This window comes from Leuconostoc sp. JNUCC 76, from assembly GCF_053667755.1.
Genome location: NZ_CM132206.1, coordinates 1156351 through 1179947, shown reverse-complemented (window position 1 = coordinate 1179947; position 23597 = coordinate 1156351). Strand labels below are relative to the sequence as shown.

Annotated in this window: 21 protein-coding genes and 1 pseudogene; 2 read left to right on the top strand and 20 right to left on the bottom strand. The window is 33.7% G+C overall.

Annotated elements, in window-relative coordinates:
* Positions 1–267: 267 nt before the first annotated feature.
* From JNUCC76_RS05900 to JNUCC76_RS05825, 16 genes are all read right to left on the bottom strand, one after another.
* On the bottom strand, positions 268–1635 hold the full coding sequence (locus JNUCC76_RS05900; protein ID WP_454153380.1) for an ATP-binding protein: 1368 nt from the start codon (positions 1633–1635) through the stop codon (positions 268–270).
* A gap of 13 nt (positions 1636–1648) precedes the next feature.
* Positions 1649–1963, bottom strand: coding sequence for a hypothetical protein (locus tag JNUCC76_RS05895; RefSeq protein ID WP_454153379.1), 315 nt, complete (start codon positions 1961–1963; stop codon positions 1649–1651).
* 20 nt (positions 1964–1983) lie between these two features.
* The gene (locus JNUCC76_RS05890) at positions 1984–2241 is read right to left on the bottom strand and encodes a hypothetical protein (protein ID WP_454153378.1); all 258 of its coding nucleotides are present in this window, start codon (positions 2239–2241) and stop codon (positions 1984–1986) included.
* A 23-nt stretch (positions 2242–2264) separates the two neighbouring features.
* Positions 2265–4769, bottom strand: a complete 2505-nt coding sequence (locus tag JNUCC76_RS05885) for an ATP-binding protein (protein ID WP_454153377.1) — start codon at positions 4767–4769, stop codon at positions 2265–2267.
* Between the two features lie 3 nt (positions 4770–4772).
* Positions 4773–5210, bottom strand: a complete 438-nt coding sequence (locus JNUCC76_RS05880) for a thioredoxin domain-containing protein (RefSeq protein WP_454153376.1) — start codon at positions 5208–5210, stop codon at positions 4773–4775.
* Positions 5211–5225: 15 nt separating this feature from the next.
* Positions 5226–5789 (bottom strand): hypothetical protein, encoded by a 564-nt coding sequence (locus JNUCC76_RS05875; protein WP_454153374.1) that lies wholly within the window; start codon positions 5787–5789, stop codon positions 5226–5228.
* Positions 5779–6303: a hypothetical protein gene (locus tag JNUCC76_RS05870; protein ID WP_193324947.1), complete on the bottom strand. Its 525-nt coding sequence runs from the start codon at positions 6301–6303 to the stop codon at positions 5779–5781. The genes JNUCC76_RS05875 and JNUCC76_RS05870 overlap by 11 nt, the downstream gene beginning before the upstream one ends.
* Before the next feature lie 15 nt (positions 6304–6318).
* Positions 6319–7461: a phage tail tip lysozyme gene (locus JNUCC76_RS05865; RefSeq protein ID WP_454153372.1), complete on the bottom strand. Its 1143-nt coding sequence runs from the start codon at positions 7459–7461 to the stop codon at positions 6319–6321.
* The gene (locus JNUCC76_RS05860) at positions 7458–9455 is read right to left on the bottom strand and encodes a CD3337/EF1877 family mobilome membrane protein (protein ID WP_454153370.1); all 1998 of its coding nucleotides are present in this window, start codon (positions 9453–9455) and stop codon (positions 7458–7460) included. Before JNUCC76_RS05860 ends, JNUCC76_RS05865 begins: the two co-directional genes overlap by 4 nt.
* A 16-nt stretch (positions 9456–9471) precedes the next feature.
* Positions 9472–10002, bottom strand: a complete 531-nt coding sequence (locus JNUCC76_RS05855; protein ID WP_454153368.1) for a hypothetical protein — start codon at positions 10000–10002, stop codon at positions 9472–9474.
* Positions 10003–10133: 131 nt separating this feature from the next.
* Positions 10134–10508, bottom strand: a complete 375-nt coding sequence (locus JNUCC76_RS05850; protein ID WP_454153366.1) for an MFS transporter permease — start codon at positions 10506–10508, stop codon at positions 10134–10136.
* Between the two features lie 3 nt (positions 10509–10511).
* Complete coding sequence (locus JNUCC76_RS05845; RefSeq protein ID WP_013231575.1) at positions 10512–10739, bottom strand: TcpD family membrane protein; 228 nt, start codon at positions 10737–10739, stop codon at positions 10512–10514.
* Positions 10740–10751: 12 nt separating this feature from the next.
* Entirely contained in the window at positions 10752–11699 is a 948-nt protein-coding gene (locus JNUCC76_RS05840) for a conjugal transfer protein (RefSeq protein WP_454153363.1), read from the bottom strand.
* A 17-nt stretch (positions 11700–11716) separates the two neighbouring features.
* Entirely contained in the window at positions 11717–13666 is a 1950-nt protein-coding gene (locus JNUCC76_RS05835; protein WP_454153361.1) for an AlwI family type II restriction endonuclease, read from the bottom strand.
* Positions 13663–15771, bottom strand: coding sequence for a Dam family site-specific DNA-(adenine-N6)-methyltransferase (locus tag JNUCC76_RS05830; protein WP_454153359.1), 2109 nt, complete (start codon positions 15769–15771; stop codon positions 13663–13665). Before JNUCC76_RS05830 ends, JNUCC76_RS05835 begins: the two co-directional genes overlap by 4 nt.
* An 88-nt stretch (positions 15772–15859) precedes the next feature.
* Positions 15860–16612, bottom strand: a complete 753-nt coding sequence (locus JNUCC76_RS05825) for a hypothetical protein (RefSeq protein WP_454153357.1) — start codon at positions 16610–16612, stop codon at positions 15860–15862.
* A 604-nt stretch (positions 16613–17216) separates the two neighbouring features.
* On the opposite strand from JNUCC76_RS05825, the gene JNUCC76_RS05820 reads away from it, so the two are divergent.
* The gene (locus JNUCC76_RS05820; RefSeq protein ID WP_454153355.1) at positions 17217–17858 is read left to right on the top strand and encodes an FMN-dependent NADH-azoreductase; all 642 of its coding nucleotides are present in this window, start codon (positions 17217–17219) and stop codon (positions 17856–17858) included.
* Positions 17859–17924: 66 nt separating this feature from the next.
* Here JNUCC76_RS05820 and JNUCC76_RS05815 read toward each other — a convergent pair whose 3' ends face one another.
* The 4 genes and pseudogenes from JNUCC76_RS05815 to JNUCC76_RS05800 form a co-directional block, all read right to left on the bottom strand.
* The gene (locus JNUCC76_RS05815) at positions 17925–19238 is read right to left on the bottom strand and encodes an amidohydrolase family protein (RefSeq protein WP_454153353.1); all 1314 of its coding nucleotides are present in this window, start codon (positions 19236–19238) and stop codon (positions 17925–17927) included.
* A 24-nt stretch (positions 19239–19262) separates the two neighbouring features.
* The gene (locus tag JNUCC76_RS05810; RefSeq protein WP_454153351.1) at positions 19263–20120 is read right to left on the bottom strand and encodes an SDR family oxidoreductase; all 858 of its coding nucleotides are present in this window, start codon (positions 20118–20120) and stop codon (positions 19263–19265) included.
* A gap of 98 nt (positions 20121–20218) precedes the next feature.
* Positions 20219–20622: pseudogene (locus JNUCC76_RS05805) on the bottom strand (transposase); the annotation flags it as partial.
* On the bottom strand, positions 20609–21028 hold the full coding sequence (locus tag JNUCC76_RS05800; protein ID WP_454153349.1) for a hypothetical protein: 420 nt from the start codon (positions 21026–21028) through the stop codon (positions 20609–20611). The gene JNUCC76_RS05800 and the pseudogene JNUCC76_RS05805, both read right to left, overlap by 14 nt.
* 718 nt (positions 21029–21746) lie before the next feature.
* Between JNUCC76_RS05800 and JNUCC76_RS05795 the strand changes: the two genes are divergently transcribed.
* Positions 21747–22859 (top strand): SLC13 family permease, encoded by a 1113-nt coding sequence (locus JNUCC76_RS05795; protein WP_454153347.1) that lies wholly within the window; start codon positions 21747–21749, stop codon positions 22857–22859.
* The last annotated feature ends 738 nt before the right edge of the window (positions 22860–23597 follow it).

Sequence of the window (23597 nt, the reverse complement as noted above, 5' to 3'; positions counted from 1 at the left end):
TTTGAACATTTACAACATATAAAATTACAAATATGTTGGACTACGTGCTAAATATTGCATTAATATTTTTCCTTTCTTTACAAAGACTTAACTAGACCAATCAAGGTTTACATAAGAACTGCTATACAAAGTAACGCTATATCAACGTTTTTAGACGATAAAAAAGACGTATTTTTCAAAAGCTTTCACAAAGTCGTTAAAACGTTGATTTGACGTGAGCTTTTTTTAAATTTCACAAGCCAATTTATTTTAGACCAATTTAAGAAATCATCTTTTTCGTATTTCTATCTGCTCACTTAACCATTGATGCAAGTTGAATTCTTTTGGCACTTCTGGCGCAAAGAAAGCACGTACTTGACTATCACCTACTTTGATAAAGCCCCACCCTTTTAGTTGTGAAGATAAGGGACGAAGTTGTTTGTCATTATCTGGAAAGACCATCTTTTCAATTTCTGGTGTCGGCACACCCATGTTAATCCGTAAATTTAGTTGTCCACGAATCGCCATTGGTAAACTATCTGCACTAGGCCTTTGCATACCGATAATAAGATAGAATCCTAATTCACGTCCGAGCATAGCTATCTCATTCAGATTAGACATAGCTGTTTGATAGGCTTCATAGGCGGGATCACTAAACGATAGCCGGTCATTCATTTCTCGATAAGCACCGAACTCATCAAATACTAAAAAACATGGCTCAAAATGATAATCCTTATAAGTCCCAATTTTGCCGGTTGCTTTAATTTTCTCCATCTTTTCTGCTCGTACCATCATATTTTGATAATACTTAATGACTGCTTGATTAATTTCTATTGGCGTACTGTGTACTCTGCCTTTTAAGGCATCAATATATTTCAAACTGGCTAAATCAGAACGTTTAGGGTCAATAATATCAACGTATTTAGTAAGCTGTAGTAATTGCCCCAAGATAGCAAAAAGCGTATAGGATTTACCAGTACCCACATTTCCAGAAATCAACGCATTATAAAATGTGTCATATTTCCAATCAATACCTTTAGCAAGTTGTAAGCGACCTCTTTGTGGTTGTAACGCTAATAACTGCCGTCTAAACTTAATCGGTTCAAACGCAAACGTACTGATCATTTTATTTTTCATAAATTCAGTTGTTTGTCGGTCAGCTAATAATGCCGTTTCAACGCTCTGGTCAAAATCACCACTCGCAAATTGAGTCATATACTTTTCCCCATCAATCGGCTCTTCAATCAATAGTTGACCGGTGTTATGCTTCACTTTGATTTTTAGTTTTGGATAGTAAGTTAAATAAGTATTATTGTCAGTTGTTTCTGTATCAAAAAAGCCTTTAGAAACAACTAGCAGACTAATCATTTGCCGAAGTTCAACCCGCTTTAAGTAGCGAGAAAAAATGTCAGTATGTTTTGGTGCATAATTTTTGTAAACCCCAAAAATAACACAGCCAGACAAAGCTGTTAATATAATACTTGAAACAATAGGCGACAAATACCACCAACTATAATGCCCTTTCATTATTGCTTGAAAAATATTCCAGTACCAAAAGCCAAAGCAAACCGTTACTAAAATTAAAATAAAAATCAATGTCCTTTTAAATAAAGTCTTTGCTAAATATTGATCACTGTATTTAATTGTTTTAAACATCACGCCGTCCTTTCTAACTTGTCAAAAATCTATGACACGTCATACTAGAACCACACAACAATACCCATTGATCAAAGATATCCAAACTACTGGTACGTCCTGCTTTCAAACATCTTTCAGCTTGCTTATAAAACCCAAATAGATTATTATCATAGACTCTAAAACACGTCACTCGTGACAAAAAACGATTATTAACTAAATAATCGTGAAAATTATCCGAAAGATGTTTGGCATCTTTGACCATATCGGTGGTGATATCTTGAAACTCATGATATTTTGGGAAATACCTTTGTTTAAACTCATCTCCTGTTAAATTAACCATAGTCATTACAAAACTCCTTTCTCTACTTAAATCTCTTGTTCCAACCGTTGCATCTCATCATTGATAACCGTATCGTACATTCTATCAGTAAACATTAACCTAAAACGTTCTAACTTTTCCGGTCTATGTTTGATTTCATCAAGTGTTAGACTATGTTCATCTTGATAGGCCCCATCACTCGCATAATCTTGCCAAGCAATCTCACCATTCACATTAATAATCGCTTGAGCCAACAACAGAACATTTTTACGTGTCATACGATACCTTTTAAATTCACTAGCCATTCTTTAATTCTCCTATTTGTTATTTATCCGTATTGTGCTTCAAGTTCCGCACCAGCGTTTTTGTCAACGGTCTTAAATGCTTTCGTCCATTCTTCAAATAACGAGTGAATCACCACCTTACCAACACGTCCATAAATATCACGAAACAAACATTGCCCCTTTTTTAAATCTTTTAACATATCCATGTTTGATTTATTTACTGGCAAACCAAAATGTGTGAGAATGTTTTTTCGTTCTCGTTCATCAGCACTATCAAAAGCAAATATCTGGCCATACTGACCATTACTCTTTTCATCATTAACATCGCCTACTCGTTGGGTAGAGTAAATCAACATATTATTTTCGGAACGTCCCAAACGTTTAATGCCATCTAAGACTTTTCGTCCGGCTGGTGAAGCGTTAAAAATCCAAGCTTCATCAATAATTTCAGCACTAAATCGCGTTGTATCTTCACGGCCAAATTTCTCTAAATACTTGCCTAACGCCAACATAATCGAGACCGAATACTTTTGCGTTTCTGTATAACTACTCGACTTTTGGTCGGCATGAGGTAAATCTAAACCAGTGACTTCTAGAATTGTCCGTTGCTTATTGAATTCAATACTATCCGTATGGCCATCACTAAAGGCTAGTTTTAACATACTGTCGGGAATCACACTTTCGTAGTAATTGGCCAACTGTTTGGCTTTGTCAGAACCATGCTTCAAAATGTCAATAATGGCCATGGTACCAACTTGTTCACCAGCTAAACGTTGATTACAAACTTGCTTAATCGCATTAGTTAAAGCAGTGTCCAACTCCATATCTTGTGAGATAGCACGAACCTGTACTAGCATTTCCTTGACCAAAGTCAAAACACTGGGTATTTCATCAATCGTACTTTGACTATTTAAAGTCAACATCGGATCTAACACGCCCACGTTAGCACTATCATTAGCATTTAAAGTCACATAATGAAAAGCATTCATTAACTCAGTAAAGAACGGATTATCGTTATCTTTTAGAGAAGCCTTAAACCAACGTCTGACTTCTTGTTTGGGATCTACGTAAAGTAACTTCACATCAAACATGGCTAGATAAAGTAACAGAATTTTAACCAAAAACGATTTCCCTTGACCAGTATCTCCAGTAATGGCAATATGTGGACTATCTGTTTTAGCCCCAACAATCCCTTTATTGGCAATCACTGGGTTGATTAGCAATAGCGTTCTTGAAGAGGCAACCGCACTATCGACACTAAAATAACGATTGGTGTCCAACACTCGTCCAATATAAAAACCAGTCCTTGAACCTAATTCATGACTGGTACCAAACATGAGTTGTGCTAGTGCTGGTGCGGTGGTGAATTGTCGCCACCGTTTAAACACACCTAAGTTCGTAGCGGGTAAATTTTGATATAACAACATCTCTTGATTAAAGCTTGGTTGGAAGACTTCAATATCACGATTAAGAGTGGATAGTCTCGTTTTGACCATACGAATTTTTTGCTTTAATTGTTTTAAATCATTATCGCGAATAACTAACACTAGGAGCCATTGCATAAAGGCATCTTTACGATCCATCACGTCAGCTAATTCTTGTGCTAACGCATAATTGGTTTTGGAACGTTGCGAACTATCATCATCACTAATTAAAGCATCGCGTAGTTCATCTTTATATTTTCCTTTTGAACTTCGAGTTTCTTGCTTCATGCCTTTAAAGCCGTCACGTTGGGGAAAGTTGACTTTGATATGGACTTCAACGGGAAACTTAAAGGATTGAATTTCCGGAATCAAGGCCAGATGATCCAAACGGTCTGGTAGATTGAGTACCAAATGACTCATATAATCGGTTGTTTCTTTGGTCTCTCGTTTTACAATACCCATTTTGGCTAAATCAAAAGTCGTGTCTCGCATATTAGCGAAGTCTTTAATATTTTGGTGATGATAACTTGTGCCTAGTAAGTTAATCAATTTAGCTTCACTGATTTTAGTGGCATCTAATGGTCTTAAAATACCCAGCACGTCATCATTCATTGTCATGAAGCGTTCAAAGAATTGGGCATCAAACTTCACTTGATAACGCATGGTTTCGGCTAAACGACGAAGAATTAAATCTGTGGCGAATTGAAACTTATCTTTTAAGTCATCGCCAACATTGGTATTTTTGAGCTTCACGCCAATATAAAATTCATCACGAATAGCTGGTTGAAATTCACTTTCTAAAATATTCACTTCCTCTTGTCCCATGTAATACTGCGCAACCTCGGCAATATCTTTAGCCCAATCCGGACTAGTGCCTTGAATCCGTCCGGATAAATCCATATCAGCGGGAATGAGTTTTAAATCAACATCATCATATTTTTGCAAGCGTTCAAAAACATCAATAAAACTTTCTTTAAAGCTTTGTTTGTCTTGCGCATTAGCTACATTGATTTGAAATGGCTTCAATTGATAATAAGCCCATACATCACCGACCGTAGTTAATAGCAAGTTATCTTGGTACTGCACCACGGGATTTTCGTATTTGATGTTTACTTTTTTACCCATAGATTAATGACCTCCTGTCTGAATAAATCGTTTGATTTGTTGGCTATTGGTAGAAACCAACCGTTGATTGATATTGGTTGTTCTCATAAATGTTGGTGTCGCTTGAATAGCAAATTCAGCTATATAATGCTTGTTATTAGTATTTTGAACATTAATTGTTTGAATTTGTTTCGATTCATTGTTAAAGTTCAAAACATTATGCCAGAATATTTCAGGATAAACTTTTTGACAATGTGGACAATTGGCATTGTAGAAGAGCACCGCTTCATTTTTAGTGTGAATCGTGTCAACTTTGTTGTTTTGAAAATACATTGACTCATATGGAACCAATAAAAAACCAGCCACTAGAAATGCAATGACTGGTAATACTTTGATTATGATTATTTTTGTTAGTGACCATGATGGTTTGTTTTTATCAAGTCGCTTGATTCGTTTTTTCATCAGTTTTTGCTCCTATTATATTTGATTAATTTTAATCGACGTTAGTTTCTGTGTTTTCGTATCAAACCAGCTATGTAATAGTACTGTTTGGTTAATTGCCTTTTGACCTGTTCCACTAGTTTGAATAATAACAGTTGCTAGAACCTCAATTGTTTGATTATCTAAATCACTGGTGTAACCGGTGTCTGTTTGATATTGACTGGTTAGACCCAAGTTATCAATCCTTGACCCACCAGTGGCATCAAGGCCGCTATCAAATAGCTGATTTTTCTGGTCATTGCTTAAACTTAAAATATCCGAAATTTGACTAAATCGTTGATCATAATCTGATTGACTACTAAAAGTGTAGTAGGCTTTGGCAAAGGCTAGTAAGTCATTTTTCGCCTGCTCGTCACTAGCATTGTAAGTTGCTTGTAAGTTATCAACTTGTGTCGTGACCTGTTTTTGTTGTTTATTCATTCGCGACACTTCCTTTCTAACTTGCCGTATTTGTGACCATTTATGATTTGTGATTGACATTGTTATGCCAAGACCAACTAAAAACAAACCCATAATGCTAAGTAAGATTTTATTTTTCATTATCGAATGCTCCTTTTAAGGTTAGTCGTGACATATCAGTCACTAATTTTTTATCAGTATCATAAGTGATTGTGTAAGCCAAGCTTTGTGCATCACTCTTAGCAATAACTAAATATTTTAAATCAGAACCCCAAGCATTTCTAATAGCGACCATTGGTACTTCATAATGTGCCTTATCACTAAAAGTTACACTAGGCGCAAAGGTCTGGGTTAGTTCATTAATTACTTTTTGTGAAGCCAACCCTTTCAAAGTATCGGAATAACTTGAAGTTGGTTGATTACTAAAGTTTTTCACAAACGAAGTAACTTTTTTTGTACTGCCGGATACATTATTTTGTTGTGACTGTGGACTAGAAACCATCGTTTGTGACTGTTCTTGACTAGTCTTTGCTTGTTTTAAAGTTGCTTTAGCTTGCAGTAATTGTTTATTCAGATTCGGTATTTGATTCAGTTGTGTGATCAAAATACCAACTAACACCAGACTAGCAAAGATGATTAAACGACTATTTTTCATACTTATCCCTCTCTCTTATTTACCTTGAATAAAAGTGACACCTGTGCCAGCCGTTAACTCACGGAAACTCACTGTACCAGACCCACTATTAACGACATTGCATTCACTGACTAAGAAATGCTTGCCATCATCACTGATTGCTTCAACGACCGCAACATGTCCATAGGTGGCATCTGCACCATCTGCGCCCTGTGAGAAACTAACTGCCCAACCAACATGTGGCTGACTATCCGTTTTATAACCCTTTACTTTGGCATTTTTGCCCCAATCAGCGCCATTTCCTAAATCATTATCTACTGGTGTTCCTAATTCTTGCATGCGATTATAAACATACCAAGTACATTGTCCAAAAGCATAAGTATTCGTGGACGAGGTGGCTGTAAAATTCGTATTCTTTATTTTATTTTTATAGGCACTGGGTATTTCTTTTACTGGTGCCCCACTCGTGCCCATACCCTGTGTCACATTAGTTGAACAACCACTAGCATTATTGGTCGTGTTATCCGTATTCTGTGTCGTTTCGGTGCCATTAGTTGCGGTATCAATGGCCGTATTTGATTTGCTATTTGAGAACTTAGCATACCAATTACGGGCAAAAGCTTGCCGTTTAGTGGTTGTGCCTTGCCCACCTCGTTCCCATTTGGCTCTTAAAAATTCAGTGGCTTGATTGACATCAGTCATCTTCAACCCTTGTTTTAAGAGATCAGAATTACTGCCATCATGATTTAAGGCAAAATCTAATTGTAAACTAGCATCCGACCACTGTTTATTTTGGGATTTGGCATAAGTTAATAAGGCCACTCGTCTGGCACTATCCCATTGATTCAGACCAAAAGCATAACCACTTAAACTTTGATTCATAGCTTTGGTTTCATCATAAGTGGCACTGGATTCAATACTTTTCGGGTTGAAGCTACTTTCAACTTCCATATTCCCTAAATATCCAGCAATGCCAGCTTCAGTGACACCCGAGATTTTTTTCAAATTATCATGAATCGATTGCGCTACCGCCTCCTTATCAGCACTAGTTGTCACTGTGACACTAGTATCTGTTGATTGGCATTGATTACTGTTTCCTGCAAACATACCCAATATTAAGATAATTAAAAACACCAGACCAAGAATTGCTATTAAATAACCTTTGAGCAGTTTTTTCATTTCAATTCCTGCTTAAGTCGTTCTTTTCTTTGTTGGTGTTGGTCAATATTTTGTTGTAATTTCTGATTGAAGTTTTTGGTCAATGGCTTTTTCAATCTTTTGGCACGTAAGTAAGGTTGATGAGTAATGGTGTTGGCTGTATTTTTGACAACATATCGTGTTCGAGGCTTTTCTACATTTTTCTCTTGATTAACCGCTTGATCTGCATATTCTTGTGCCGGTATTTTGTTGGTTTTGAGTTTTTTAGAACGTTGATAACGAGGTGTGTTATCAGGTTCATGTTTTGGTTCATTTGTTTGATGTTTTTGCTGTTTCATCTTCTGTAACCGCTCAGCGCGTTGTTTGCGAACCTTTCGAGCGTGCTTTTGCATATCTTTGGCCAAGTATTCTTTGCGATCTTGTTTGCGTTGCGCTTGTTGTTCGGCTTGCAATTCATCACGTAAGGCTTTGTCATCAAATTCTGAATTATGTTTCGTTTGATAGTTATCACGCCATTGTTTGCCTTGTTTCAAGCCACTTCTAGCGCCACTATATAGTTGATTCGCCCGATTCTTCATTTCACCAGTAGCATTTAAGGCTTTACGACCCGCTTTGGTCATGCTAATTTTGTTCATGGCATTATTCGCGACACTTGAACCGGTAATTGTTTGTACTAACCAATTTTTGTTTTTCCATAGTAAGATCATTAAAGTAATGTAGACAATTGAATTTAACATTGCACTGGCACTGCCCTTAACCGGTACAACCACATCGGTCACATTACCTACCCAAGAAACAAACATAATACCAAATAATAAACCAACTTTTGCAAAGAGTAAGCCGAGTGCCCCCATGGCTGTTTTCAAAGCACTATTGGCAAATTTTGGTAATAGTGAAATCAAAATCGTAAATGGTGCTAGATAATACAACAAGACAGCACCCATCTGTACTAATAAGTTCGCTAAACCAATCATCAAAAGTGGTACCCCATAAGCTACTGACATGACGGGTGACATAAAGGCAATCGCTGACTGATACCATTCAAGGCCACCATCTTTGGAGATGTAATGATTTTTACTGGCAAAACTTGCAATTACTTTGTCATCAACATTGCCCCCAATTAAACGATAGGGATTTCCCTGTTTGTTCTTATTTTGATAAGCGCTAGCGACATCAGCTTGACCAAAGTTACCTAAAGCAAACGGTCGCGCCACCGCTTGTTGAAAGTAGACATAGCGTAAAGCATTTTGAAAACTATCACCGGTATCAGAAAAGCTCGTTTGGTTGATATTACTCGTAGCGGTAAAGACTTGTGTTTGCGCTTGCGAAGTTAAAGTATTAATGGTTTGTAAAACTTTACTCCCTGAACCAACCCAAGCGGTACCAATAATGGCAATCACTAAGACAGTTAAAATAGATTTCAACCCACCGCCATGATTAAAGGTTTTGGCAAACACCCAGACAAGGCCGACCCCAAAGGCTAAGTAAAGTAAGTCTTTAAAGTCTTGGCTCTGCCAGGAATTTTTCGTGTATTGCCCGACATCGGTTAAGATATTGTTTACCCCATTCGTAATGTTAGTGAGATCAAACATCGTTGATAGTGATTGGTCAAATAAAGGATAAACAATATTTAAATTAATCGCTGTAAATAAATCAGTGACAATATGTGAAGCTCCTAAAGCAAAATCAGTGATGGATCCGTCTTCGTGATACATTTTGTAATTGTCTAAAATGTTGCTCGTTACCCAATTCATATCCGGTGAACCAGAAGTTTCACCTAGCTTGTCTCTGATGGTGCTTTCACTTTGATTAGCTGGTGAGCCATCATTACTAAGACTATTGGTTTGTTTGGTTGTATCTGTACCCAGAGTACTTTTATTATTTTTGTTACTTTTGCCAATGAGACTACTATTCGCATTGGCTGAACCTATTGTGCCATCTGCAAACACTAAACTTTGCGGTACAAAAAAAGCCGTGCCTAATAACACCGCCAAGATAATTAACATTCTTTTCATGTTTCCCTCCTTTCCATTATTTTGCTTGTAAATTCTCCCAAGTATAAACCAGTGGTAAGCCATTAAAAGCTGACGATTGTAAGCCGTGAATACCCGTTTGCTTTTGGAGATCATAGCCACCAATTTGATAATCATTGTCTGATTGATGGCCATTTTGATAGAATTTAAAAACCAATTGTTGGTTGGCTTGATTGTAGTAAACTAAAATTTTCGCATCGTTTCCACCATCGTCACTGGTGTTTAATAAGTAGTTGAAATCAAACAAGCCCGCTTTTTTTAACGCTGAATTTAAGGTTGTTTGTTTGATTAGCGATGAATTACTGTATTGAATCGTATAGTCTTTTCCCTCCGTAGGTTGATTATTAACCTGTGATGACGATTGACTAGTTTCGGAATGTGCCACTGATGATTGTTTATTGTGAAATACAAATAGTAGTAGACATATCAAAACAATCATTAAGGAACCAGCAATAAATAATATGAATTTTCTTCTAGTTAACTGTTTGGGTAAGTTTTTTAATTTTTGTTCAAATTGAACTTTTTTCATTGTGATACTCCTTTCGAGCGTAATGTTCTAAACTCATAGTATGGTGTCATTTGGTAGGAACTGCCCCAACCTGTCCTGTTCTAAGAATTGACGATGACATAATAAAAAGCATGCTTACACATGCTCTTTGACTACAATATTTGATACTTTTTCTGATTGCTGTTTAAGTGTTGATCCTGATAAAGTTGTTTCTTCTGAAACCAATAACGCCAGTAATGTAACACCGCATATTTAAGCGTGGTTTCAAAAGGTAAATCATCTATTTTTAAAACTTTGTCGAGTTTATAAACGGTAAATAATGAGACAACTAGTAAGGCGAAGCCAAAGGTTAGTCGGCCATTTTGGATTTGACACAATTGAAAAATAAAGATAATCGCCATATCAATCACTGTGGTAATCGTTAGTAGTCCCGCTACTCGGGAATCTATAAAAATTGGTAATTTCAAATCGCCATAAATCGTGCGAAACTTGGCGGAGTTTGTATAAACACGTCGGTAGTTATACATTTCTTACCCTCCTAACCCTTGAATAAAGGTCAAAACAGAATTCATTAAACCTGAAAAAGCATTTAAGGTGTTGGCTGGCCCATTAACAAAGAAATAAATTAGGCCACCAATTAAAATGGTGACCCACATATCTTTGTTTTCATTTTTACCATAATGTTGAATGGCTCGACCTCCTGCTATGATAACGACTAAGCCTAGTAATACCGGTTTTAAAGCATTATAAATATCCATTGGTTCTCCTCTCTATGCTTGGATAAATTTAGTCACAAAATAAGTTGAAGCTTGTTGTTTCAAATACAGACGAATGGTTTGTACTTGTGTGATATCTGAATCATGAACTTTGACGGTCATAGTTGCCGTCACTATTGGACGTTTAGTTGTTCCAGCTACTTTAATTGAACTATCATCAAGAGAAACAAAATCAACTGCACCATCTAAGCCAACAGGATCTGCCATCAAAAAGGTCATATCTTTCGTTGATGATGAAACATATTTCTGGGCAAATTGTTTGGTAAACTTAGCCACTTTTGTGATGGTTTGTTCACTATTTAGTGTCTTTCCGGTGTTAGCTAATCGAGCTTGACCTACATGGCTTATGCTATTAATCGGATTAGCTACATACGGTAAGCCGGTAACGGTTAGTTTTTCGTTATCCTGTTGGTAAGGAATATCAACGGTTAATTGACTTTGTTTGTTATTGGCTTCAACCGTTAAATTGTATTGCGCTGTTTTTACTGAATCTACTGTAAAAATGCCAGTTAATGTTGATGAGACCAGCTTTAAATCAGTATTTTTATCGGTACTCGGTAACGTTAAATTACTAGCCAAATATTGGGTTATCTGTTTTGTTCGACCATCTGAATCATCACTTGCTGGTGAATAATAAACTTTTAAAAACTGAGTCATATACTGATCCACTAATGGATTATAACTGGTTGTCCCTGCATTTTCTTGATTAATGCGTTGATTCAAGGTAAATACTGTTTGTTGTAAGGTTCTATTCTTATGCGCAGTCGCATTAGCTAGAATCAGGACATAACTAAAGTAAATAAAAAGCCCTATTAAGATTAATAGGACAATTGAACGAACCCGACCTAAGTTCAACGTATGCGCTTTAGGAATTTTGATGGGTTTTTCTTTCTTCTTTTTTTCGTACTCAAAGTTAATTTTGAGTTTTGGAATTCTGGGCATCTATGCTCCTTTCTTAATTATTGACTAATTGATTTGTTTAAGATTTTATCTCGCCAAGATAAATCAAAGCTTTCAGAAGAAACATTGTATGAACTATCAATGTCTTTTAGAAGTTTTTGTTCATCAATACATTGATCAAGTACTTTTAACAATTCACTATTTGTCATTGGAAAAATCTTAACTAAATTAGTAAATTCGTTGTTGTTCGTTGCTTTCATAGGAACACTGGCAACAGCACGCCATATATTTATAGTATTATCATCTAGTTCATCTGCAATAAATAATGTTGTTACATTTTTGGGAGAACGGGAAACAGTTAAATTAGTAGCATGTCTTAATACAGGTTCCCACTCACCTCTTTTTTGTGCTTGGGAATTCATCAAAGTTACTTCAATCATTAGTGTCATATGTTTATAATCAATGACAATATCCCCAGCACCACCAACAGCATGTGACAAAGGAAGCATGTTTCCATCTAAAGTTAAGTTGAGACTCTCGCTTATTGAAAAATCTTCGTTTGAAATGTGATACCATGCAATACCAACAACATATTCAAAAATGGTTGGTATTGTAGCATATTCAGAGACTAACTTATGAATTTCAGAATCTTTCCTTTCAGAGAATAAAGGTAAGATTTCCATTATTTTTTCTTTTGGGAATTTCTGACTAATAAGTAATCTAAATTTATCTTCCTTTTGCGTAACAACTGCAGTTAATACTTTTGATTTGTCTGTAACATCTAAAACTTCTTTTAACGTATTAAAAATAACATCAGTATTCAAATTCAAAATATTAGAGAGTGGTATATCCTGATAAAAAGTAAAACTTAAATTCTGTTCATAATCAGTATATTGCCCTGTTCCAGCAATAGGAATATTATTAAAGATTGGTTCTAGTATTGCTTGATTAGTTGCATTGACTAGGCCATTACTAAAATCAATAATTCCCGTTAGATTGAATGTTCTCTTCGTCATATCACAATATTCTTTTACGATATCCTCTTTTTTTGATAGTATAAACTGATCATAGATATCCCGATTATTGTTTGACAGTAAAGCATTGTCACTATTTTCATCATAAAAATCAGTAACATTTGTTTTTCGAAGAAAGACAGACTTTCCAAATCCAAAAGCTTTCTTTATCTTATCATTTGTGGAGTCTTGCAATAGTAATTGGAGATTTTCTGAGTTTGGAGTCTTTTTAAATTTTAGTAACTTTACAATAAAATCATAATAGATATTCTGTGATTTACTAGTTTTTCTATTAACAAAAATAGAATTAAATGCTTTTTTATTGATGTTTTCGCTATCAAATAGGCTTTCAATCGCAAGACTAGTATCAATAGATTCCTTTGGGAAACTATTATCTAAAAATTCAGAAAATATGATGTCATTAGTAATTACTTTTCCATAATTATTAATAATTTCCTTTATTTTTTGTTCACTAAAAGTAGGTTGAATTAAATGTATGATTGTTAAAAAATCTTGTTGTGGAATATTACGATATTTGATTAATAATTGTAAAGCGACACGAAATGGATAGAAGTAATTTTTGCCTACCGAATCATAGACTCTCAGTTTCACTAGTTGACGTAAGAAAAGTACATTGTTAACGTCTATTCCAAAAAGCTTCTCAAAATCATCCATAGGTGTTATAGACTCGTCTATCCAATTAATAGCCACACTAGAGAGCCTTCTTTTTTTATCAGTTAAACCTATTTTAACCAGTGGATTTGTCACTGTTCGACCACGCTTAGTAGGATCTTCCGAACGATTATGTGAAAAAAGATTAGTTTGATTTAAAGCTTTTATATAAAAAGCTCCCTGAGATTCTTTATTCCAATTTATATATTCACCATTTATTTGTTTCAAGAGAGGTAGAAGAATATTATAATCTTCCATCAATGACTCTCTCCTGAAACTTGTATCACCAAGATTAAAGGTTTCAGCACTACTTAATAGTTTCATTTGTGGCTCCCTGTAACATAGTTTGTAATTAATACTTCGACAGTTTCACTCAACTTAGCTGTAGAATGATAATTACTGTTATTATAATGATAATCTAAGACATGAAGTTGATACTTTGAAGCCCATTTTTTCAACAATTCATTTTCATGACCTTTGTGTAAAATAACATTAGAAAGAGCAAATTTAGCACCAGTTTGATTAATATCATCTAGATATTGATATAAATCCTGTTCGTCGTGTTTAGTCCAACCACCATTTTCATTGTAAGCAGCATTGGTTAGTAAATAAGGCGGATCCACATAAACAAAGTCGTCAGATTCAACTTCAATTTTTCTAAAATCAATTGAAGAAAAAGAGATATTCTGGTTTTGCAAGATATTCATAAACCGATGTAACTTATCTTCCATCTTCTGATTAAAATCTCTTTTACCAACTGGTAAGTTATACTCATCATTTTTATTAAATCGAATTTGGTTGTTAAATCCAAAAACAATCAGTAAGTAAAATAACACTGGTAAATGATTCATATTATAATCAGAGCGTAGTTTTAAGAATTTCTCTTTATTGTAATTTGCCAAGCCCTCTGAACTACTTAAGCCGTAAAAATTATATCCATTTTTTTTGGTGTTTGAGAAACCATATTTGTCAATTTGCAATTCAACATCTTTAAGAAATGAATCAAAACTGACATTAGAAAGATGCTGAAAAAAATCGATCACGTGTTTATCAATGTCATTAACAAGATAAGTAGCAGAATGTCCAAACTTAATCATATTAGCTGTTACACTTGCTCCGCCAGCAAACAAATCGACAAATCGATTATATTTTGTTGGAAATAGTGGTAATAGTTGTGGTAACAATTTATGCTTACTGCCGGTATAATTTAGAGCTGATTTAATAATAGAATCGTCCACTGTGCACAAATATAAAAGTTCTTTATGATTTGTTATATGAGATTTCCCGGTAGTGAAAACATTAAAATCAGTATCAAAAACCTGTACTGTTCCACGTTTTTCTAAACTGCTAATCAATTCTTCGTTTGATATTTTAGCATTAGATCGTGAGTTACCTTTTTTGGCCATATTATTATAAGAAACCAAAATATATTTGGCATCAATATGTTGAACTAAGTCTTCAAAAGCATCAGGAGCTTTTGATTTGGTATATTCTGATGATTTTTCAGAACGATTTACAGCTTTTCTGGCAACACCCTCAACAGCAGGCTTTTTCCATTCCATGACATTTTCTAAAACATGGTAGGCGCTTTCGTACCCACGAGAATTGTATGGTGTATCAATGTAAACTAAGTCCGCTGATATTTTACGTACCAGTTGATTCGCATCTTCATTATAGATTTTATTGTCTATATTTTCATGTAATTCAGGAACACGTAAAACAATTTGCTTCAAGCTATCCATGTGTTTACGATAAGCGTCAAAATGACCAACGGTATTGGCAACCTTATCCATTGCATATAATAATGATGTCAGTAGAAAATATTTTTCTCGCTCATTTACATCGTCATAGGTTTCAATCTTTTCTCGAATAGCGTCAATTTTTTGAGCATTATCACTTGAAAAATAGCGATTACCAAAATTTTCAGTAACATATCCAGAAATACCTTTTAATTGATTCAGTTCATTTATTTTTAAAGTAATTTTTTGGTAATCAACAGAATTATTACCAAACCATGTTTGGTACGAGATATAGTTGCTAGTTAAGATATCATTGACTATTATGTTTTTACCTTGGTGCCTAAACATATCAGCAACCACACCTGTACCACCAAAAATATCTGCAACTGTCTTAATGTGGTTAGTATTTTCAGAAACGACTTGATTTATAAAATCAAGCATCTTTTGTTTACTACCCAAATATCTGCGATTATTTATTTGAAGTTTTTCAGGTTCACTTTCAAGCAAAGATAATTGTTCATTTTGTTTTTGTTGTATTTGCGATTCGATTAATTTTACTTGATCAGAGTTCCAAACGTTCTGATGCCCTTTCTTATCCCTAGGAGCTGGTATTATGCCCTTTTTAATCCAATTATTGATTGTTTGTCTAGTAACTTTATATTCAGTTTCTAGTTCTTTAGTCGTCATCATAGGCATCACGTTCCTTTTACAGTTAGCTATATTGTAACATAAAAAAGTACGATACTCATTCCCAATTTACATAAAAATGTGCTTGAAATTATTCTTTTTTATTGTCATTTATTGATTTATTTGGTATTTTCACTTCTAGTGGGACTAGTGTATCAGCATAAACTGTCCAATCGGTGGCATTATTACCAACAAAGGCAAACTTTAATCCTTGTGGCACTAATTTTGTACCGGGCTTCAAATCGACTTGTAATCTCTCACTTTCGTTTGGATCAACTAAGATTCGAATGAACGTATCATCATCATTAACTGCACCTGACTTACTTTGTTGCATGAAATTGAATTGATAATTTGAAATGATTGGTTCACCATTATCATCACGAACCGGATTGTTTTGATTATCAGTTTGATAGTTTGGCGACACATTAAATAAAATCAAATCGTGACTATCAAAGGCATCAGCGGAACGTACTCGTCCCACTGGTGTTTTATCTTTTCCAGAAACAAATACAGCATCATATTCTGCCTCTGGTATGTCATCAGTATTTGAATCAGACATTGGCAATAATGTGCCAGACTTTGTGGCAACTCTTGCCCCACCTCTACGATTACTACGTGCTTCACCACCAATTATTGAAGCATTAATTAACTTCAATTCAGTACCAAAAGGTTTAGCAAAATCAAAACCGGCTTGTGGCGTGATGTTCTCGGTATTTAATGTGTCATTGATATTGAGTACAGCGACTGAAATGTCACCGTTGGTGCCAACTTTGTTGCGACCTACGTAGGTCAATTTTCCTAGGCTTTTGCCTTGTAGTGATAATTTATTAAATTTGTTAACCATTGTTGTTTCCTCTTTTTCTTTATTAATATTTTTTTGATAAACAAAAAAGCTCAAATATTTTAAATTTGAACTTTCGATAATTTTAATTTATGAAATTAATGTGTAGCGCAAGTTGTTACAATAAAACTTATGAAATAAACATTTTTTGTAGAAAACCTTTTTTCTGTTCCTTGAGCAAATCTAACATATGTTGATGAAGTAAATACTCCGCAAGTTGATTACAAAAGAACACCTTATCGCTATTTACCATACAATTTTTTCTTCGACTAATTATTTGTTATGTCAATTATACCATCAATTTTTAAATTGTCGCAAAAATCTTGATTATGAATATATAATTGAGTTTGAGGATTATGTTTTTTTAAACCCTCAATAAACGTGTTGATACATAGTCTTTTACCAATCTATTTACTCGATGTTGTAACCAACATTTCAGAAAATTTGTTCTTTTGTGATCAGTTGTGTTTTAAGCACAATAAAAAAGATACAAGCAATCTTAATGTTCATTTTCTACTAACTTATGAAATATTATTGATTTTTATTTTTTTTAAATATATAATTTAAAAATTAGCTTAAATAAACCTAATGAGAAATGGAAATCACTATGAAAACTTTGCTACTGAATGCACATCCAGACAATAACAACCCTAACTCCTTTACATTTGCACTTAAAGAAGAATTTTTAAAACATTATAATCTGATGTTTCCCGAAAATGAAATAGATGTTCTCAATTTGTATGATGAAGAAATACCGACTCTTTCCCACAAAGAATTAACAGGAGTTTGGAAAAAGCAAGAAAATGACGAGATACTTACACAGTCTGAATCTATAATTGCGATCCAATCCGAAAAGTTATTAAAACAATTCAAAATAAGTGATCATATTATAATTGCAACCCCATTACATAATTTCAATATTTCTTCTCGTCTAAAAGACTACATAGACAACATACTAATCGCGAAGCACACTTTTAAATATACTGAATCTGGTGAGTCAGTAGGATTGATGCAAAATCATAAGTGTTTAGTACTACAATCAAGTGGCTGTGTTTATACAGATCAAAGCAGTATCTACGCAAATATGGATTTCGCAAAGCAATATTTAGAAACAATGTTTAAAAACATTATGAATTTTGATGACTTTAAAATTATACGAGCTGAAGGAACAGATTTTATGGAGCGATCAGTTATTCTGGAAAAAAGTAAAATCGAAATTCAAAACTACATGAGCAAATTCTACCAATAAAATATTTTAAAAGAATTATGGCACATAAAAAGGCAAAAATTATTTACTTAAATTTTTGCCTTTTTTCTATATATCCAATAATGTATCTAAATTTTTATATTTCTTATATTTATATTGAGCTACAGGTTGACCATGTTTGAAAACTGAAACTATTTCAGATAGATTCTTTAAATCAATCGTCGGATCTTTTGATGTGATTAATAAATCTGCTTTTTTTCCAATTTCAATGCTGCCATATTCTTTATCTATATTAAGTAGCTTAGCGTTTTGTAATGTTGCTGCTTTAATGATTTCAAAATTATTTTGAGAACCCAATTTTTTATGTAACCTCAGTTCTCTCCAAAAATCATAATGTGTAACAAATGACATTGAAGCATCATTCCCAATGCCAAAAGAAATGTTATTGCCCAAAGCCTGTTGATATCCCTTAAGCATAGAATAATATATACTTTTTCCGTTTATATATGTAATATTATTCAAACCAGTGATTTCTGGCTTAAGCAAAGCAAATGGTGCGGCAGCTTGAAAAGTTGGTACCAGAGAAGAATAACCTTTCAAAGAATAAGGATTATTCTTGAAAAGCTCAATAATCTCCTCATCCATTTCAGCGCCATGCTCTATAGTATCAACACCTCCTTTTAAAGCAATACGAACTCCTTCAGTACTTTCAACGTGAGCAGCAACAGATGTGTTGTTTTTATGTGCTTCAGAACAAATTGCCTTGACTTCTTCTTCCGTCAACTGTAGTGAACCAGCTTCACCTAGCTTGTTCGCGTCTGTGACTCCACCTGTTACACAAATTTTAATCCAATCTACACCCTTCTTAATATTTTTTCTAACATTTTTTCGTCCCTCCCATGGTGAGTCACCTTCAAGAGCAAGATAAGGCGCGCCATGTCCATCAGTGGTGCTCAAAAAAAAGCCAGCAACTAATAATGTTGGTGCAACCTTCCTTTTTTGTATAAACTCATCTCTTAGACTAACATCTTGATAAAAAAACTCACCTAAAGAGCGTAATGTTGTCACACCGTTTTGCAACTCAATTAGAGCGTTTCTTTTCATGATATTTTTTACACAAAAATTGCCGATTTTAGTTGATAATAACTTATATCCCAATTTTAAGAATGTTGGATTTACTTTTTTATTTAATGGTTTTCCAGAGGCAAACAAGTGTGCGTGGGCATTAATCAAACCAGGAGATATATAATATCCTTCACAGTCCATCACTTTAGCTTCTGTGCTATGATCTAGATAAGTTTCAATCTCGTTTGATGAAAAAACATGTTCAATATTACCATCTGAATCTATTACAATACTTCTTTGAATTTTTTGTTGTTTTTTAACGTCCAATATTATGGCATTTTTCAGAATTAGTGTCATAGTTTTATCTCAATTTTTCTTTTACTAGGCTAAACCGCCATTTACTTTTATACATTCTCCATTGATAAAACTAGATTCATTTGAAGCTAAGTAAACATATGCTGTTGCAATCTCTCTAGGCTGGCCAGCACGGTTTAAAATTGTATTTTTTCCAAACGAAGGCAATTGTTCGATTGGTCGACCACCAGCTACTTGCAGTGCCGTCCACGTAGGTCCTGGAGCAACACAGTTCACTCTTATACCATAGTCACTAAATTGTTGAGCAAGACTTATTGTCATATTTCTAATTGCTGATTTTGTTCCAGCATAATCTATCAAAAAACTAGAAGGTCTATCTGCCTGTAATGAACTGGTAGTGATGATACTTCCGCCTCTACTAATATATGGTTTTGCTGCCTTGATCAACCAAACTAAACTAAAAACATTTGTTGTATAAGTATCAATCAATTGTTGTGTTGTTAAATCGTCAATTTGTTCGATTGATTGTTGTTTACCAGCTATCAAAGCAAGAATATCAATATGTCCCAACAATTTTACAGCCTGCTCAACCAAATTGTGATTAAATTTTTCGGATTTTAAATCTCCCGGAATTAAGTGTATGTTACCACCAATTTTTTCAACAATCTGCTTAACTTCTTGTGCATCACTTTCTTCTTCGGGAAGATAATTTATCACAATATCTGCACCTTCATGAGCAAAAGCAATAGCAACAGCACGGCCAATGCCAGAATCGCCACCAGTGATTAAGGCCTTTTTACCTACTAGTTTTTTGTGACCATTATAGTTACTTGAACCATCGTCTGGTTTAGGGATCATTTTACTTTCTAGGCCAGGTTCAGGTTGAGATTGTATTTCAAAATTATTATGATTAATATTTGTCATGTAAAAAGCTCCTATACTTATACAATGTGATAGATATCATAACATAAATTTGTAAAAGAATGAAAAATTTTTAGTCAATAACAAACTATATTTTAAATTTATTTATTTTTATCAACTATTTTCTCTTCAAGCATTCGCTGTTTACGCTTTTCATAGGTTCTACGATAACTTTGCATGGCTTTATATTCTTGTTCAAAGACTGCCATAGGTCGTTTTCCGTTCAATGCTTGTCTTAATGGCATCTTATTCATTTTGAAGCTACTTCATCTAATTGTCGTTGCTTCACATCTTTAAATGACATGCTTTTGGGTTACCAATCACGTAGCTTACGATTTCTGTTTTCATTGGAACCACGTTGTTGTGGTGATGACGGTGTAGTATGATATAACTTGATTTTTAGCTCTTTTTGAACATATTCTAAAAAGTCCCATGAGATAAATTCGGAATCATTATCGGCTATGATTGTTCGAACCGCTTTACCATAACGTTCATAAAACAACTGTGACTATTTTATTAGTATAAGTAACAGTTAGATAAGCAACCATATCCTTACTTGCATAATTAAACAACTGATCAGGTATGATAACTGTTTTTACATTACTTTGTTTCTGCAAAATATTTTGTAAATTCGATATTCTTTTTTGGTTTTCGCTTGTTTTCAAAGAATCTTTGGCTTTCAGAATAACTTGTACTTGAGCACCGGTCGCAGTGTTTTTAAAATTTTTAGAAACAATGTCTGCTGCTTTTTGAGCTGGTGTGTTACCGATTGTCATTCCTTCACTAGATAATGAACCACCAAACCCCAAGCCTAGAATGGCTGTAATAATTACTACTAATACCCCTAATCCCCAAATACGTTTAGGAAATTTTTTTACCTTGTGAGTATACCACTTAAAAAATTTTGACAATACACTAATCCTCCTATTGTCTAGTCAATAGGAGGATTAGTATAGTTTATTTTTTTTAATGCTATTATTGTACTTTTGGGCAAAGAATTTTCACAATAAAAATGATTATATTCGCCACGATGATCATTTTTATAATTAGGAGTAACTCTGCAATTACTAAATCATTACTATCAAACGCTTCGGCACTTACCTAGACGTTTGCGTTGTGTTTTTTCTTTCATAATCTTCTGATAATGTATTTTGCTGTATCCAAAATTGAGTACAAAGTATTTTTTTAGTAACAACACGAACACAATTTTATTGGTTACTGTGAGCAGTAACACTAATAATTTTTGCATCAATCATTTTTAAAAATGTGCCACAATCTATACTAAAATCAAAACTGTGAAACTTTCCGATGCTTTTTTCTTGCATTGATAAACTTACAAAAATCATTTGGTAAATTTACATGAAATAAATAATTTATATTTTTAAAACGTAACTGTCTCTAATTTTTTGCGTCATTTGATTAGAAATTAGCAAATACAACTTTACTAATTTCATCAAGTAAACTTCCATACAGATCTGTTACCTTGTTGTAAAAAAACTTACTATTCTAGAAACTGTTGAACCAAAACAAAAAATATTCATTTACAACTATAATTGGTTATTTAAAATGGTATAATAACTCAATTAAAAAAACTTACTATGACTAGTAGTTACAAAGGAAATTCATCTCATGAATATCATTTTAAAAAAAATTATCACTGATAAAACATTTTTAATTACCTTAATCCTTGCAGTTTTCTCAATGACGTTTGGTGTTGTCAAGTTATCAGACATTGATGCTAATACCATTACATCACTAGCAGCATTAATTCTACTTATTACAATTTATCAAGCGCTCAATATACTAAAATTCGTAGCAAATTACATTGTTGCAAAATGTAGCACGATCCGTTCTGTCATTTTAGTGCTTCTACTTTGCTCTTTTTTTGGATCCATGTTTTTTACAAACGATGTTGCGATTTTGACCCTTGTGCCAATTGTTTTTAATATTGCTCAAAAAATCAATGTACCAAAAATATTAACAATCAGTTTATTAACCATATATGCCAATCTTGGCAGCGCTTTAACACCTTTTGGTAACCCACAAAACATTTATTTGGTGTCTCATTACGATCTCGGAATTGGTCAATTTCTGATGATGTCGTTACCTTTTGGTTTGGTGGCGTTATTATCCATGTTTATTGTTTTATTAGTCATCAAAAATCAACCCACTGATGATGTTACTTTACCATCAATTGAAATTAACCAACATAAAACTTGGCTATTGTTAGGCGCCACGTTAATCGTTCTTTTAGGGATTTTGTCAGTCATACCTGTTTATATGGCAATAATAGTTAGTGTTTTAGCGGCGGTTTGTTTGCAAAAGTCAGTTTTCAAACACGCTGATTACGGGATTATTTTAACTTTCGTTAATTTTTTCATTATTGTCGGCGCAATCAGTCGTATCAAATACGTGCAAACTTTATTATATCAACACACCACATCAAGCTTAGAAACGTTTTTCTCCGGTTTGATAACTAGCCAATTCATCAGTAATGTGCCCGCTGCAATTCTAATCTCAAAATTCACCCAACATAGTTATGGCTTATATTTAGGTGTCACTGTCGGTGGATTAGGTACGCTCATTGCCTCATTGGCTAACCTTTTAGCTCTACGTCAATATTCTGTTTTGTCGCAAAATAACAATACATTTAGTTTCTTCAAAACATTTTCGCTTTTAAATATTTTACTGTTATTATTCTTTATAACTGCAGGTATATCTTTAATATATTTTAGATATTAATATAATTTAAACAAATATAATACCTAGAAAACTTTTAGATTGTATCAATTCATTTTCATTTTATAGTAATATGTATTCTATATTTTAATTATACAAGATTCTTATCAATTATCGATATTAAAAGCCATCTAATTTCGTAATTTAACGTAAAATTCTCATCAAAATTAGTTCTTTATTTATTACAAAAGTCTAAATAAATGATTTCTTTGTCTTTGATTTTAAAATTTCTTCACAATAGTTCTAGTTCCTTAATACAATTGTTTTTATGGAATCCTTCAATACGTAAAGTAAAATGTTTTAAAAAGAATGGCTCATACTATATCATTGGTTTATTTATTATTTTTCTTTGTTTATTATTTTTTCAGAAGTGATATTTTATGACATAAGCCTTAGGCGCAACTTATATGCCACTATAAGTGCTCATCTCATCGGTCTTATGATTTTCTTCAACACAGTACCAGACATTTCTCTCTGTACCTGCGCTTGATTGATGGCTGATAATCATATAAAATTAGGTTATTGAAAATAACTTTAAATTTTGATTCTCATTAATAACGTTGTCGAAGGCATTATTTTATCAATCAAGAGTATATTTAGTTTTCAATGTACTGAAACACAGCTAGTCAAACTAGTTGTGTTTTTTTGCGCTGATTTTTAATGTTAATACTTTCTTAATGAACATTCGTATTTGACAAAAAGAATAAGCACAAGGAATGTTACAGAAATTTTTCAATCTCT

Coding starts and splice junctions, on each gene's coding strand:
- JNUCC76_RS05865 (WP_454153372.1), bottom strand. CDS start 7,461: ATGAAAAAACTGCTCAAAGGTTATTTAATAGCAATTCTTGGTCTGGTG.
- JNUCC76_RS05855 (WP_454153368.1), bottom strand. CDS start 10,002: ATGAAAAAAGTTCAATTTGAACAAAAATTAAAAAACTTACCCAAACAG.
- JNUCC76_RS05845 (WP_013231575.1), bottom strand. CDS start 10,739: ATGGATATTTATAATGCTTTAAAACCGGTATTACTAGGCTTAGTCGTT.
- JNUCC76_RS05815 (WP_454153353.1), bottom strand. CDS start 19,238: ATGACACTAATTCTGAAAAATGCCATAATATTGGACGTTAAAAAACAA.
- JNUCC76_RS05895 (WP_454153379.1), bottom strand. CDS start 1,963: ATGACTATGGTTAATTTAACAGGAGATGAGTTTAAACAAAGGTATTTC.
- JNUCC76_RS05840 (WP_454153363.1), bottom strand. CDS start 11,699: ATGCCCAGAATTCCAAAACTCAAAATTAACTTTGAGTACGAAAAAAAG.
- JNUCC76_RS05900 (WP_454153380.1), bottom strand. CDS start 1,635: ATGTTTAAAACAATTAAATACAGTGATCAATATTTAGCAAAGACTTTA.
- JNUCC76_RS05795 (WP_454153347.1), top strand. CDS start 21,747: ATGAATATCATTTTAAAAAAAATTATCACTGATAAAACATTTTTAATT.
- JNUCC76_RS05835 (WP_454153361.1), bottom strand. CDS start 13,666: ATGAAACTATTAAGTAGTGCTGAAACCTTTAATCTTGGTGATACAAGT.
- JNUCC76_RS05880 (WP_454153376.1), bottom strand. CDS start 5,210: ATGAAAAAACGAATCAAGCGACTTGATAAAAACAAACCATCATGGTCA.
- JNUCC76_RS05850 (WP_454153366.1), bottom strand. CDS start 10,508: ATGTATAACTACCGACGTGTTTATACAAACTCCGCCAAGTTTCGCACG.
- JNUCC76_RS05860 (WP_454153370.1), bottom strand. CDS start 9,455: ATGAAAAGAATGTTAATTATCTTGGCGGTGTTATTAGGCACGGCTTTT.
- JNUCC76_RS05830 (WP_454153359.1), bottom strand. CDS start 15,771: ATGATGACGACTAAAGAACTAGAAACTGAATATAAAGTTACTAGACAA.
- JNUCC76_RS05875 (WP_454153374.1), bottom strand. CDS start 5,789: ATGAAAAATAAAATCTTACTTAGCATTATGGGTTTGTTTTTAGTTGGT.
- JNUCC76_RS05885 (WP_454153377.1), bottom strand. CDS start 4,769: ATGGGTAAAAAAGTAAACATCAAATACGAAAATCCCGTGGTGCAGTAC.
- JNUCC76_RS05825 (WP_454153357.1), bottom strand. CDS start 16,612: ATGGTTAACAAATTTAATAAATTATCACTACAAGGCAAAAGCCTAGGA.
- JNUCC76_RS05870 (WP_193324947.1), bottom strand. CDS start 6,303: ATGAAAAATAGTCGTTTAATCATCTTTGCTAGTCTGGTGTTAGTTGGT.
- JNUCC76_RS05820 (WP_454153355.1), top strand. CDS start 17,217: ATGAAAACTTTGCTACTGAATGCACATCCAGACAATAACAACCCTAAC.
- JNUCC76_RS05890 (WP_454153378.1), bottom strand. CDS start 2,241: ATGGCTAGTGAATTTAAAAGGTATCGTATGACACGTAAAAATGTTCTG.
- JNUCC76_RS05810 (WP_454153351.1), bottom strand. CDS start 20,120: ATGACAAATATTAATCATAATAATTTTGAAATACAATCTCAACCTGAA.